Origin of the sequence: Bacillus sp. S14(2024), from assembly GCF_050473785.1 — a bacterium.
GTDB classification, from domain to species: domain Bacteria; phylum Bacillota; class Bacilli; order Bacillales; family Bacillaceae_G; genus Bacillus_A; species Bacillus_A yunxiaonensis.
Genome location: NZ_JBFLUP010000006.1, coordinates 4,161,715 through 4,176,611, shown reverse-complemented (window position 1 = coordinate 4,176,611; position 14,897 = coordinate 4,161,715). Strand labels below are relative to the sequence as shown.

Below are 14,897 nucleotides of genomic sequence, written 5' to 3'. Positions count from 1 at the left end.
TTAATGCGGGATAAATTTCAAAACATAAAAGGTGGCCTATAAGCCACTTTTTATGTATCTAAGCAAACAAGGAAGGAGCAAATATATGAAACTATTAATTGAAGAACTTGCGAATGAATTGATAGAAGCGGAGCGAAGCAAACATCCAATTGCCCCTCTTACGCAGCGATATTCCGAATTAAATACTACGGACGCTTACGAAATTCAGCTGGCAGTCATGGAGAAAAAGAGAAAAGAAGGGCGTCAAATTATTGGTAAAAAAGTAGGGCTGACGAGTATAGCTATGCAGGAAATGCTTGGGGTCGATGAACCTGATTATGGTCATTTATTTGATGATATGCAGGTATCTGATGGTGAGGTCGTAAAAATAAGTGATTTGGTTAGTCCGAAAGTAGAGGCGGAAATTGGTTTCATTCTCGGTCAAGACTTGATAGGCCCGAATGTCAACTATCTTGATGTATTGATGGCTACTAAGTATGTAGTACCAACAATTGAGATTATTGATAGCCGCATTGAGGATTGGAAGATTCAATTGGTGGATACCGTCGCTGACAATGGTTCTTCAGCCAAAGTAGTTGTAGGAAACAAGCTGAGTACGGTCGATGGTTTGGATTTGCGAAGTGTAGGGATGGTTCTTTATAACAATGATGAACTGGTAGCAACGGGTGCAGGAGCTGCAGCACTTGGACATCCGGCACAGGCTGTCGCATGGTTAGCGAATAAATTGTACGAGTTTGGTATTGGACTTAAAGCGGGAGAATTAATACTTCCTGGAGCCCTTTCCGGTGCACTGACCGTTAAGCAAGGGGATACCATTTCAGCCTACTTCGGTCCTCTTGGTTCTGTTTCTGTAACATTTGAGTAAAGGGAGGTTGTTATTGTGAGTAAAATTAAAGCGGCTATTATCGGTTCAGGCAATATCGGTACGGACCTTATGTATAAGCTCGAAAGAAGCGAAGTAATCGAATTGACCACCATGATTGGCATCGATCCTGAATCCGATGGATTGAAACGGGCAAAAGAGCGAGGTTACCATGTGTTAGCGAACGGAATTCAAGGCTTAGTGGATAATCCTGATTTGGCGCATATTGTGTTTGATGCGACATCAGCCAAGACGCATGTCAGACATGCGAAAATCCTTAAAGAATTGGGGAAACTTGCAATTGATCTTACTCCTGCTGCTAGGGGGCCATTTGTGAGTCCGGCTGTCAATTTGGGTGCCAGCCTGGATGCTGAGAATGTCAACATGATTACATGTGGTGGACAGGCGACAATTCCAATTGTACACGCTGTTAATCGTGTAGCTGATGTATCATATGCTGAAATTGTCGCTACCATTTCAAGTAAAAGCGCAGGACCGGGAACGCGTGCTAATATTGATGAGTTTACGATTACGACACGCCGTGGAATTGAAGAAGTGGGAGGTGCCGATCGAGGAAAGGCAATCATCATCCTAAACCCGGCAGAGCCTCCAATTCTCATGCGCGACACAGTCTACTGTGAAGTAAAGAATATGGATAAAGAAGCAATTCGCAAGTCCATTTATGACATGGTGAAAACTGTGCAGCGATATGTGCCGGGGTATCAACTCAAACAGGAACCTTTATTTGATGAAGATCGAGTGACGGTTTTCCTTGAGGTAGAAGGAGCAGGAGATTACTTCCCGAAATATGCGGGGAATTTGGATATTATGACTGCTGCAGCGACACGCGTAGCCGAGGATTTTGCACGCGATATTTTGAATAAGAAAACCGTTGGAATTGCTGCAAATGAAGAATAGTCAGAAAGGAAGAGGTGATCACCGATGAATCGTAAAAGCGATAAACCTATAAAAATTACGGAAGTATGTTTACGCGACGGAAGCCATGTTATGGCACATCAATATACGGAGGAACAGGTTCGTAAAGTTACTCGTGCACTGGATGATGCAGGCATGCACTATATTGAGGTTAGTCATGGTGATGGATTAGGAGGTTCGACACTTCAATACGGCCGTTCTCTTGTTGATGAAATGAAATTGATTGAAGCTGCTGTAGAAGAGTGTAAGCAGGCGAAGGTTGCGGTCCTGTTGCTGCCGGGAATCGGTACTGTTCATGATTTGAAGCAGGCGAGGGAACTCGGAGCAGGGTTGGTTAGAGTAGCGACACATGTAACAGAAGCAGATGTATCAGCTCAGCATATTGGTAAGGCACGGGAGCTCGGAATGGAAACATTAGGATTTCTTATGATGGCTCATATGGCTCCTGTAGAGAAGTTAGTGGAACAAGCCAAATTGATGGAAAGTTATGGTGCTCAAGCGGTGTATGTGACCGATTCGGCCGGTGCTCTTTTGCCTGATCAAGTTCGTGAACGAATCAGCGCCCTTCGTAATTCCCTAGACATTGAGATTGGTTTTCACGGACATAATAATTTATCTGTTGCCGTTGCCAATACCCTTGTGGCCATTGAAGAGGGTGCAACGCGAATTGATGGCAGTATTCGCTGTTTAGGAGCGGGAGCGGGAAATACACAGACGGAAGTCTTATTAGCTGTATTGGATCGAATGGGAATCGATGTAGGAATGGACCTTTACAAAATGATGGATGCTGCTGAGAATATTGTGGGCCCTTTGCTTCCTCGACCACAGGAGATTAATAAAGGAAGTTTGGTTCTGGGGTATGCCGGTGTTTACTCCAGCTTCCTTCTTCACGCGGAACGGGCGAGCAAACGGTTTGGCCTTGACCCAAGGGATATCCTAATTGAACTTGGAAAGAGAAACGTGGTTGGGGGTCAAGAAGACATGATCCTTGATGTGGCAGCCGAATTGGCGAAAGCCCAAAAAGTGGAGGTGTAAAAATGACAATTGTGCAAGGAGCAGATATGGAAATTGTTGATTATCTTTTGTCAGCGGAAAAGGAACGCCGGGAAGTCGTAAAAATCACGGATAAATACCCGAATTTGACTTTTGAGGAAGCGTATGTGTTACAGGAAAAGTTGATTCAAAGAAAAGAACAAGAGGGTGCAAGGCGAATTGGATTGAAACTTGGTCTTACAAGTAAAGCTAAGCAGCAGATGATGGGTGTTCACGAGGCTATTTACGGATATTTGACGGATGATATGCTAGCCTTGGAATGGGAACCTATTGATTTCAATCAACTCATCCATCCAAAGGCAGAACCGGAAATTGCCTTCTTTATCAATGAAGATCTTCAGGGAACTAACATTACAGCAGTAGATGTTTTGCGTGTAACCCAATATGTGGCGCCGGCGATCGAAATCATTGATAGCAGGTATTTAAATTTTAAATTTACTCTTGCAGATGTTATTGCAGATAATTGTTCTTCGTCCCGCTTTATAGTAGGAAACAAGTGGCTGTCACCTGCTGGGCTGGACTTGGCTAATTTGGGAATGGTTATGTCTAAAAATGGAGAAGTGGCTACGGTAGGAGCAAGTGCTGCTGTCTTAGGCCATCCTGCTACCTCTGTTGCCTGGGCGGTTAATAAGCTTGGAGAAATCGGAAAGGGCTTAAAGAAAGGAGATATCGTGCTAAGCGGAGCTATATCGGAAGCGATCTCCTTCCAACCGGGTGATTCAATTTTTGCCCAATTTGCAGAACTAGGAAGCGTTTCATTTACTTGCAAATAGGACGACAATGTTTAATTGTGTATAAAAATGGTTGGTGCTTAGTATTTTTCGCTAAGCACCAACCATTTGTTATATTATATAAAAACAATTTATGAGTTTGATATGAATTTCGTCCATCGCCAGCTTTCTCGAAAGCTGGCGATGGACGAAATTCAACTTCATGTTGAAAATTCATTTAGGATATATAGAGATTTACGGTCATAATTTTATGAATTGAGTAGGATGACTTCTGTTCCACGAAATATTTTAGCAAAGCAATGAGACATTCCTTTCAAACTATGTGATGTGCCCTTTGGAATGTTTTCAACGAAAGTATTGGCTAGTTACTACTAGTTACACTATACTTTAAGTAAATGAGTAAGATGCACTGAAGAAAGATGATTTTTTTAATACTACTATAGATAGTGTCATTCTAAAAGTATTATTGTAATCTTTATAAGCATTTCTAGAAATATGTATATTTTGTGTAATACAAAGAGGTGTGAATTGGATGAAATCTTATACACAATTTGAACGAAGAAAATACATACTTGATGAGTTAGAAAAATACAATCGGGTAATGGTAAATGATTTAGCTAAAGCGTTAAATGTTACCACAGAAACAATTCGAAGAGATTTAGATATGATGCATAAGGAAGGTAAGCTTACAAAAATACATGGTGGTGCAGTTAAGAAAAAAGATCATACTATTGAATTCTATTTTGATAAACGTCGATCTGAGAATATTGAAGAAAAACGAAAAATTGCTATGGAAGCAAGTAAATTAGTAGAAGATAATGATATTATCGCAATTGAAATTGGGACAACCACGATGCAAATTTTAGATTTTATACATGATAAAAAGAACTTGACGATTCTAACAAACTCGATACCAGCTGTTAATAAAGTTATTGAGCTTAAAGAGCAGTATCATTCATTTGATTGCAAATTAATAGTATTTGGTGGAATGCTAAACTCAAATTCATTAGCATTGTCTGGAGAAATGATGTTAAATTATCTTGATCAATTTACTGTTAATAAGTTATTTGCTTCATGTGATGGAATTTCTTTAGAAAAGGAGCTGACGTGTTCGTATATTGAGGATGCGCAAGTTTTTCAGCAATTAAAGAAAAATGCAAAACAAGTTGTGATGATGATAGATGAGTCAAAGTTTAATTTAACAAAGTTTTATAAAAGCGGAAATTTTGAGGATATCGATGCGCTGTATACAAATGCTAAACTCGATGAAAAATGGCAAACCGCTCTATTAAGTAAAGGGATTGAAGTAATAACGGTATAGAAAGAACATCTTAAAGTAGACTATTTCTTAATGAGAAATAGTCTTTTTTGTTATGTTTTTTGTAAATGTATTGTTTTACTTGGGTATTATGTTGATTTTACAATTCATTAACATAAGAACAACATTGTATTAATAATGTGCCCGTACAATATGAATTAGGAGGTGCGAGAATGCAAATAAAATTATCAAAAGCTGTGTTCTTTTTATTACCGGTTGGAATACCTCTAATATTGTTTTGGATCATTCCGAATTTCATTAGTTTGGGTATTAGTTTTACAGACTGGGATTTCATGACCAATGGCTTTAATTTTGTTGGTTTAAATAACTATATGAATTTGTTTACGCAGGATTCTTTTATACAGGCATTGTTAAATACTCTTTATTTTGGAATTGGGACAGTCGTTCCAACGATTGTATTAGGTTTAGGTTTAGCATTATTCTTCCGAAAGAAGTTCAGAGGTTCTGCAATTTATCAATTAATGATTTTTTCACCTTGGGTAACGCCAACGGTAGCTGTATCCATTGTATGGTCACTTCTATATGAACCTCAATTTGGAGCTATCAATAAGGTGCTAGAATTTTTCGGGATACCGGGTTTGGACTGGCTGAAGAGTAGTCATACAGCGATGCTAGCGGTCATTATTGTAACGGTATGGAAACTAGTTGGATGGACGATGCTTTTCTATATCGGTGCACTAGAGAAAGTACCAGATAGCTTGTATGAAGCTGCTAGTATTGATGGAGCAAATGCATGGCAGAAATTTCGATATGTAACACTACCGATGGTTTCACCAACAACATTCTTCTTAGTTGTTGTCAATATCATTACTTCGGTGCAGGCTTATGATCAAATTAAAATTTTAACACAAGGTGGACCGAGCGGTTCGACACGAACGTTACTTTACTTATTCTTCCAACAAGCGTTTGAACAGTTCGATATGGGGTCTGCAACGGCAATCGCATTTATTATATTAATCATTACAATTCTGCTATCCGTTATAAACAAGATAGTAGGTGACAAGTGGGTGAACTATTAAGATGAATGATACGAAAAAGAAGCCATTAATTCTAAAGCATATCTTTTTGATCCTATCAAGTATTGTGTTTGTCTTTCCATTCATATGGATGGTACTTGGTTCGTTTAAAACGTCCAGTGAAGTATTACAAGGAGGTTTTTGGCCTACGCAATTTCACTGGGAAAATTATCGTCAAGTATTAGACACTCTTCCATTTGGCACGTATATATTTAATAGTTTTTATACCTCTTTCCTTATCACGATCTATGTACTTGTTTCTTCTGCACTCTTTGCTTATATGTTGGCATTTTATAAGTTCAAAGGAAAGAACTTGACATTTAGTGTTGTTATGGCAACGTACATGATTCCTGGGGCTGTATCTTATGTTCCGGTATATGTGATGTTAGGAAAAATGGGCTTACTTAATTCACACTTTGGATACATGATTACTATGGCTGTTAGTGTATTCGGTATTTTCTATTTAAAACAATCATTCCACAAGGTTGGTTATGAAACAGTAGAAGCAGCCAAAATTGATGGAGCAAGTGATTGGCGTATTCTTTGGAAGATTGTTTTTCCGATGACGCGATCATCATTTGTAACATTAGGTTTAGTTACATTTATCGGTAATTATAATAACTATATTTGGCCAGCTCTTATATTGAATGATGGCCACAAAAAATTAATTACTAACGGAATTGCTGATTATTTCATTAATAGTTCTTTAGGCCGAGATTGGTCGCACATTATGGTTGCAAGTACAATCGCCACAGTGCCGCTCTTAATCGTATTTTTAGTTTTACAAAAATGGTTCCTCTCAGGCGTTACTGATTCAGGAATAAAAGGCTAACTAAACATTAAAGGAGACATTCGGGATGAGAAAATTATTAATGCTTTTAACAGTTTTGTCCTTATTTGTTGGTGCACTTGCAGGCTGTTCAGGTGGAACAGGAAGTACCGTCAAAGTAAGTAAAGAAGGAGATAAGATTGTTGTTCCGTTTATTAATGGTGTAGGTGGTTCACTTGCAGACAAAGTAGATAAGATTGTCGAGGAATACAATAAAAGTCAAAACAAATATGTAGTGAAAACAACAAAAGCAGGTAACTACGATGAGTCTTATCAAAAGCTTCAAAGTGGATTTGCAGCGAATAACCAAGAGGCAATTGCATTGTTAGGTTCAGACGTTGTGCAAGAATATGCGAAGAAAAAGTTAATTGTACCTTTAGATCAATATGTTAAAGATGATAAGCAATTTAACAAAGAAGATTACGGAAAAGGTTTTATGGATCAAGCGACAATTGATGGGAAATTATATGGAATTCCTTTTTACGGTACAACTCAAATCTTTTATTACAATAAAAAAGTGTTAGCGGAAAATGGCTTTACACCTGACGATTTAAAGACGTGGGAAGGTGTAGAAAAAGTAGCGAAAAAAGTAGCAAAACGTGACGCAAGCGGAAATGTAACATACGCAGGTTGGATGCCGATGTGGGGTACGTCAAACTTAATTGATGCGGTTCGCAGTGCTGGAGGAAATGTATTAAGTGAAGATGGAACAAAAGTATTAATCAACGATGACACTTGGGTTACAGTGTGGGAAAAATTCCGTACATGGCTTCACCAAGATAAAATTATGAAGATTAATTCAGGTGGAACTGGATGGGAATATTGGGATAAAACAATCATTGATTTAGTTGAAGGTAGAACGTTAGGATTTACAGGCTCATCTGGTGACCAAGGATTTGTATTTAAATCGTTAGGTAAAGGAATGACTGAGCAAGAACGCCTTGACACATTTGGAGCAGTACCACAACCAGCTTGGGGTAATAATAAACCAGCACCAAAATTAGAAAGTTATTTATTCACATTAACGAGAAATGTTGATCCAGAAGTAGCAAAAGGTGCATATGACTTTATGAAATTTGCCACAAGCACTGAGAAAACGGCTGAATGGTCAATGGCAACAGGCTATATCCCTGTTCGTAACCATGTAACAGATTATGCTCCTTATGCTGAATTTGTTAAAAAACAACCACAAGCATTAGTTCCATTAGAGCAAGCTAACAAATATGGAGTTGCGCCATTTGTGGATCCAACAGGCGGTAAAATCAATGACGCATTAAATGTAGCTAAGGATAAAGTAGAAATTGAAGGCGTCCCTGCAAAACAAGCATTAGATGAAGCAGCTAAGGTTGCGCAGGAAGAATTAGATAAAGTTTTGAAAAAGCAGAAATAAATTTTCCATGAATTAGTTTGTAGAGAAACGAGGGGTGCTTTTGAATCAAAGAGGTACCTCTCCTCTATATTTTGGTAAGTAAAAAAAGAAAAAAGGTGTGGAAATCATGATTGAAATGAAAGGTGCCATGACTCTTTCTCCATTCGTCAAAAATAAACATTGTTTCCAAATAGATTCAACTGACATTGTCAACTTTACATTAACTATCGATCAAGGGATCGGCCGAAAAATTCCGCTTTTACTAATTTTGAGAGATCCTAATGGGTATGTACGTATACAGTATCAAACGCCAATTGTTGATGAAAAACTAGTTGTTGCAAAAGATCCAAATTTTTGTTCAGCTGGTTGCGTTGGAGGGGAAATACCATCTGGTAATTGGGAATTAGAAGTAGTATATACCCCTCATTGTGCAAATAAAGCACTAAAGTTTACCGGAAGAGAAATGGACTATCAGGTAAATATATTGGTGAATGACGAGGTAGAACGAGAATATGATCGAGAGCATTTTTGCAAAGAAAATGTTTTTATTCAGGAACGTGATTTTGAAAAAGTAGTGAATGAAGAGCATCGTTGGTACAAAGGAGATTTTCACGTCCACACAGATTTAACAGATGGCGAGATGGATGACGAGCTGGCAATGAGCGTATGTGAAAAACAGGAGTTAGATTTTTTATATGCGACGGAACACAATATCGTTATGCCATCTTATCAAAAAGGAAGCACATTGATCATACCATCTATGGAACTTACAACTCCTTACGGTCATTACAATGTGTTCGGGATGAAAGAATACGTGAACTTCACAGAGTATTTAGATGAATCGCTTAACGCTAAAAGCATGGATGAACTATTTTCTTTCATAAAAGAAAAAGGCTATTTAATTAGTGTGAATCACCCATTTATGAAACCTTGGACGAATCAAATTGATATTGATCTAGAAAATATTCATACAATGGAAATCATGTGTGACCCAACTTATAGCAAAAGTAAACCGTCTACTTTAGAAGCTTTAAAGTTCTTCGATCAAATGTGGTTAAGTGGTCTTAAAATCTGGGGAATTGGCGGAAGTGATTCTCATTTACATCCATCTAAAACATTCCCAGGATCTAAAGACCCATCGATTTATGGTGACCCAGGAACGTACGTATTATGTGATGGCTTATCCATGAAAAACTTAAAAGATTCTATTCAAAGAGGCAGAATTTATTTTTCTCGATTTAGAAAATTAGAGATAGCTATTCAAAACGAAGGTAAAACCATTTATGTCGGTGACGAGGCGCAAGGAAATATTCGTTACAGCATTCATACAGATAAACCGTGCGAGTGGAGATTCATTGTGAATGGCCAAGTGATTGAAAAAGAATTTGGCAGCCAAGTAGCTTTTGACTTTTCTTTAAATGAAGGAGCATATGCTAGAGTTGAAGGTTGGGAAGATGATGAATTAGTAGCGTTTATAAATCCTATTCATAATAACGTTAAGCGTCAGAGCATAAAAACATGGTATGAAGTTTTAGGAGGACCAGAAGGTGAATAAAGGAATTATTTTTGATAAAGATGGAACACTCATACAGCTAGATTCTGTATGGTACAAGGTTGTTCATCGTGTGCTAGATGATATATTTCAAATGCATCCAAATGAAAAAAGTAAACGAAATGAATACCTTAAAATTATTGGTATGGGTGATAATGATTTTGAGAGTACGAGTTTACTAGCTTGTCAAACAAATTACTTTATTGCGGCTGCATGGTTTTCGTTATTAGAAAATCAAAATGTGGATAAAGAGAGTTTTATTGATCATGTATGTGCATTATTTAAAAAACATTCTACAGCAGATGATCTCGTATTTACAGAAGTGAAAGGTGCAAAGGAAACCTTAAAATATTTAAAAGATCATAAATATGTAATAGGGGTTGTTACAGCAGACGACGTTGATGCAGCTGTTCACTCACTTAAAATGACAGGATTATATGATTATGTAGACTTTTTAGGTGCAGATGATGGTGTTCATAAGACAAAGCCTGAAAGTGATTTCTATTATATGTTCAAAGAGAAATTTTCACTGAATGAAGAAGATGTTTTAATGGTAGGCGATACACTAACAGACATTAAATTTGCAAGAAATAGCAATATTAAAGTAGTGGGCGTTTTATCGGGTGCAAGCAGTAAGGAAGATTTAGAAGGCGAAGCGGATTATATTTTAGACAGTATGAAGGATATTACAAAAATTTTATAAAGTGAAACTTTAAAAATAGTTAAAATTCTAGGAGGCAATTATGGCTCAGCTATCATTCAAAAATATTTATAAGAAATATGATCATGATGTGACAATCGTAAAAGATTTTAATCTAGAAGTGAATGATGGGGAATTTATCGTTTTGGTTGGACCTTCAGGATGCGGAAAATCGACGACATTACGTATGATTGCAGGACTTGAGGAGATTTCAGAGGGAGACTTTTATATTGATGGAGAGCGTGTAAATGATGTTACACCGAAAGATCGAGATATCGCAATGGTTTTTCAAAACTACGCTCTTTATCCACATATGACAGTTTATGATAACATGGCGTTTGGCTTAAAGCTGCGAAAATATAGTAAAGAGGAAATTGATCAACGTGTGAAACATGCGGCACAAATCCTTGGACTTGAGCAATATTTAGATCGAAAGCCAAAAGCACTTTCTGGTGGACAACGTCAGCGTGTTGCATTAGGTCGAGCGATTGTTCGGAATGCAAAAGTTTTCTTAATGGATGAGCCATTGTCAAACTTAGATGCGAAGCTGCGCGTTCAAATGCGTGCCGAGATTACAAAGTTACACCAACAGCTGCAAACAACAACCGTGTATGTTACGCATGATCAAATAGAAGCGATGACAATGGCAACACGCTTAGTTGTATTAAAGGACGGTATCATTCAACAAGTTGGCACACCTAAAGAAGTTTATGAAAAACCAGAAAATGTATTTGTCGGAGGCTTTATTGGTTCTCCTGGAATGAACTTTTTCAAAGGAACATTAACAGAAAATGCTGTTATGATTGATAAATGGAAAATTGAAGTTCCAGAAGAGAAGATGAAGAGTTTACGAAACAAAGGCTATGTGAATAAAGAAATTATCATAGGTATACGTCCAGAAGATTTTTATTACGGCAAAACACTTTTAGAGTCACCTCATAATACAAAGATAACGGTAACGATTGATGTGTCAGAATTAATGGGATCAGAAACATATCTTTATTCTAATATCAATGGTCAATCCTTCGTTGCGCGTGTTAATTCCTCAGTTGATGTGCATAGTCAATCTGAGATGGATCTAGCTTTGAATATGGACAAAGTTCATTATTTTGACTCTGAAACTGAAAAACGAATTGTGTTATAGATTATTCAACGAACCAGTCATTAATATTTCAACAAAGGCCTATCCCAAACTTGGGTAGGCCTTTGTTGTTGATTACTTTCTTTAATTTTTAATAAGGTGAAACCTCCGTCAGTTGCCCAAATTAGGGTGCAGCTGATACTATTTCGGAAAATGCAGATGATGTAAGAAAAAATTATTCGAAATCGTATAGAAGCTTATATATGATGTAACTTAACTATACTTGGCATTCTTTTAAAAACACGGATTGATGTAAAAAGATACAATAATAATGCTCTGCTTTATAAGCGATTTTGTTCAATTGAATGTAATGAGCATAGTAGTTGATTTAGTTTCGGGAATTATACTGATAAAGGAGTAAGTATGTAATCTAAGCTTTTGTAAAGGTGTTAAACAGGAATTTAAAAGAACCATTTCTGAAGTTTTACCTATATAATCCAAATTAATCTTCTGATATTTGTCTATTTTAGAGCATTTTCTGGGAATAATAAAAATAGAATGGTAGAATAGAGAAAGAGAGTATGCACCCTTTTTAAATAAATATAATTCCTTATATTTACACTATTCGAAATATAAAGACTTTTACTTTTTAAATATGTTAGCGTTTTCATAAATATGAAGTTATGCTAGAATAAATTCATAAGTTATTAATTATTATAAAAAGAAAAAAGAATTGCTTTTTTCTGTTAATTATAAGGGGGCATTTCATTATGCGTATTGGGGTACCAGGAGAAATTAAAAACAACGAAAACCGTGTAGCTATGACACCAGCTGGTGTTGTACATTTAATTCGTAACAACCACGAAGTATTCATTCAAAAGGGTGCAGGATTAGGATCTGGTTTCACTGATGAGCAATATGTAGAAGCAGGAGCAAAAATCGTAGAAACAGCTGAAGAAGCTTGGTCTATGGAAATGGTAATGAAAGTTAAAGAGCCAATTGCGAGCGAATACAAATATTTCCGTGAAGGTTTAGTGTTATTCACTTACTTACACTTAGCTCCAGAACCAGAATTAACAAAAGCATTAATTGAAAATAAAGTAGTAGCAATCGCTTACGAAACAGTTCAATTAGAAAATCGTTCTTTACCATTATTAGCACCTATGAGTGAAGTTGCAGGTCGTATGGCAGCACAACTTGGTGCACAGTTCCTTGAGAAAAACAAAGGCGGAAAAGGTATCTTACTTGCGGGTGTTCCAGGAGTAAAACGCGGTAAAGTAACAATTATCGGTGGTGGACAAGCTGGTACAAATGCTGCTAAAATTGCAGTTGGTCTAGGTGCTGAAGTAACAATTATCGACTTAAGTGCAGAGCGTCTTCGTCAATTAGATGATATTTTCGGCAACCAAGTAGCAACTTTAATGTCTAATCCTTACAATATTGCACAAGCTGTAAAAGAGTCTGATCTTGTAATCGGTGCAGTATTAATTCCAGGAGCAAAAGCACCAAAACTTGTAACTGAAGAAATGATCAAATCTATGGAGCCAGGTTCTGTTGTTGTTGATATCGCAATCGACCAAGGCGGTATTTTTGAAACTACTGACCGTATTACAACTCATGACAACCCAACTTACGAAAAACACGGCGTAGTTCACTATGCAGTTGCAAACATGCCTGGTGCGGTTCCACGCACATCTACACTTGCATTAACAAACGTTACAGTACCATATGCAGTACAAATCGCAAACAAAGGCTACAAAAAAGCTTGCTTAGAAAACACTGCATTATTAAAAGGTATTAACGCATTAGAAGGCTATGTAACATTTGAAGCAGTTGCAGAAGCTCATGGTGTAGAATATAAAGCAGCAAAAGAATTATTAGAAGCAGAAGCAGTATCTTGCTAATTTAAATATCGGACAATATTTTCATGCATCAGGATAAGAGCTAAGAGAAATGCCTCTTAGCTCTTCTTACTAGAAGGAGGTAAGAAGAGTGGCCAACTTATTCAAAAAGAAATCTGTGACACAATTGTTAAGCCAAAGTCAAGGTAAGACTTTGACAAAAACATTAGGGGCATTTGACTTAACAATGTTAGGAATTGGTGCGATTATCGGTACAGGCGTTCTTGTATTAACTGGAATCGTTGCCGCAAGAGATGCTGGTCCAGCTGTTATTTTCTCATTTATGATTGCAGCAATTGTTTGTGGCTTTGCGGCATTATGTTATGCAGAGGTTGCCACAGCACTACCTGTATCAGGGAGTGTATATACGTATGCATATGCAACGATTGGAGAATTTATTGCTCATTTAATGGGATGGACATTGTTGGCAGTGTATGTCGTAACAATAGCAGCAGTAGCTGGTGGTTGGACAGGTTACTTTAGTAATTTAGTGAGTGGATTCGGATTAGAAATTCCGAAACAATTGTTAACGATTCCAGCTCATGGCGGAATTGTGAACCTTCCAGCGATTGTAATTACGTTAGTATTAACATGGTTACTATCTCGTGGTACGAAAGAGAGTAAACGTGTAAATAATGCAATGGTATTAATTAAACTCGGTATTGTTATATTGTTTATTGCAGTTGGTGTGTTCTATGTAAAACCAGCAAACTGGACACCGTTTGCACCTTATGGTTTAAGTGGAATTTTCGCTGGGGGAGCTGCGGTATTCTTTGCTTTCTTAGGGTTTGATGCGTTAGCAACTTCGGCTGAAGAAGTAAAAAATCCACAGCGTGATTTACCGATTGGTATTATTGCTTCACTTGCAATTTGTACAGTTATTTATATTGCAGTTTGTCTTGTTATGACAGGAATGGTGTCATACAAAGAATTAAATGTACCAGAAGCGATGTCTCACGTATTAGAAGTTGTTGGACAGGATAAAGTAGCAGGTGTTATCTCAATTGGTGCAGTAATTGGTATCATGGCTGTAATTTTTGCTTACATTTATGCAACAACACGTGTATTTTTTGCAATGAGCCGTGACGGTTTACTTCCGAAATCATTTGCAAAAATTAATCCAAAAACAGAAGCACCGGTATTTTCAACATGGTTAACAGGTATCGGAGGTGCTTTAATTGCCGGATTTGTCGATTTGAAAGAATTGTCAAACTTAGCGAATATTGGAGCGTTATTAACATTTTTGATGGTAGGTATTGCAGTACTGATCCTTCGTAAAAAACATCCGAATTTAAAACGCGGTTTTATGGTGCCGCTTGTACCAGTACTACCAATCATTTCGATTGCATGTTGTTTATTCTTAATGGTTAACTTACCATTGACAACATGGTTATACTTCGGTGGATGGCTTGCATTAGGTGTTATTGTATACTTCGGGTATTCTAAGAAACATAGCCATTTAAAAGAAGATGAAAGTTCGCAAGATCATTTAAAACAAGCAAATTAAAGGGAGAAAGCCTTGTACGCT

13 protein-coding genes are annotated in these 14,897 nt (G+C 37.3%); all 13 read left to right on the top strand.

Features of this window, described 5'->3' with window-relative positions:
- The first annotated feature begins 85 nt into the window (after positions 1-85).
- The 13 genes from AB1279_RS21150 to AB1279_RS21090 all read left to right on the top strand — a co-directional run bounded on the left by AB1279_RS21150 (position 86) and on the right by AB1279_RS21090 (position 14,876).
- Entirely contained in the window at positions 86-865 is a 780-nt protein-coding gene (locus AB1279_RS21150; protein ID WP_429760805.1) for a 2-keto-4-pentenoate hydratase, read from the top strand.
- Between the two features lie 15 nt (positions 866-880).
- Entirely contained in the window at positions 881-1,780 is a 900-nt protein-coding gene (locus AB1279_RS21145; RefSeq protein WP_429760804.1) for an acetaldehyde dehydrogenase (acetylating), read from the top strand.
- 24 nt (positions 1,781-1,804) lie between these two features.
- Positions 1,805-2,833: a 4-hydroxy-2-oxovalerate aldolase gene (dmpG, locus tag AB1279_RS21140; RefSeq protein ID WP_429760803.1), complete on the top strand. Its 1,029-nt coding sequence runs from the start codon at positions 1,805-1,807 to the stop codon at positions 2,831-2,833.
- Positions 2,834-2,835: 2 nt separating this feature from the next.
- Positions 2,836-3,624 (top strand): 2-keto-4-pentenoate hydratase, encoded by a 789-nt coding sequence (locus AB1279_RS21135; protein ID WP_429760801.1) that lies wholly within the window; start codon positions 2,836-2,838, stop codon positions 3,622-3,624.
- Positions 3,625-4,114: 490 nt separating this feature from the next.
- Positions 4,115-4,903 (top strand): DeoR/GlpR family DNA-binding transcription regulator, encoded by a 789-nt coding sequence (locus AB1279_RS21130; RefSeq protein WP_429760799.1) that lies wholly within the window; start codon positions 4,115-4,117, stop codon positions 4,901-4,903.
- 170 nt (positions 4,904-5,073) lie between these two features.
- A complete protein-coding gene (locus AB1279_RS21125) occupies positions 5,074-5,940 on the top strand; it encodes a carbohydrate ABC transporter permease (protein ID WP_429760798.1) in 867 nt (288 codons plus the stop codon).
- Position 5,941: 1 nt separating this feature from the next.
- Positions 5,942-6,769: a carbohydrate ABC transporter permease gene (locus AB1279_RS21120; protein WP_429760796.1), complete on the top strand. Its 828-nt coding sequence runs from the start codon at positions 5,942-5,944 to the stop codon at positions 6,767-6,769.
- A 25-nt stretch (positions 6,770-6,794) separates the two neighbouring features.
- Positions 6,795-8,156: an ABC transporter substrate-binding protein gene (locus AB1279_RS21115; RefSeq protein WP_429760795.1), complete on the top strand. Its 1,362-nt coding sequence runs from the start codon at positions 6,795-6,797 to the stop codon at positions 8,154-8,156.
- Positions 8,157-8,271: 115 nt separating this feature from the next.
- On the top strand, positions 8,272-9,690 hold the full coding sequence (locus AB1279_RS21110) for a CehA/McbA family metallohydrolase (RefSeq protein WP_429761522.1): 1,419 nt from the start codon (positions 8,272-8,274) through the stop codon (positions 9,688-9,690).
- Positions 9,683-10,390: an HAD family hydrolase gene (locus AB1279_RS21105; protein WP_429760794.1), complete on the top strand. Its 708-nt coding sequence runs from the start codon at positions 9,683-9,685 to the stop codon at positions 10,388-10,390. Before AB1279_RS21110 ends, AB1279_RS21105 begins: the two co-directional genes overlap by 8 nt.
- A 40-nt stretch (positions 10,391-10,430) precedes the next feature.
- Positions 10,431-11,531, top strand: a complete 1,101-nt coding sequence (locus tag AB1279_RS21100; RefSeq protein ID WP_429760792.1) for an ABC transporter ATP-binding protein — start codon at positions 10,431-10,433, stop codon at positions 11,529-11,531.
- A gap of 707 nt (positions 11,532-12,238) precedes the next feature.
- On the top strand, positions 12,239-13,372 hold the full coding sequence (ald, locus tag AB1279_RS21095) for an alanine dehydrogenase (RefSeq protein ID WP_377882791.1): 1,134 nt from the start codon (positions 12,239-12,241) through the stop codon (positions 13,370-13,372).
- 88 nt (positions 13,373-13,460) lie between these two features.
- The gene (locus tag AB1279_RS21090; protein WP_429760791.1) at positions 13,461-14,876 is read left to right on the top strand and encodes an amino acid permease; all 1,416 of its coding nucleotides are present in this window, start codon (positions 13,461-13,463) and stop codon (positions 14,874-14,876) included.
- Positions 14,877-14,897 lie beyond the last annotated feature (21 nt).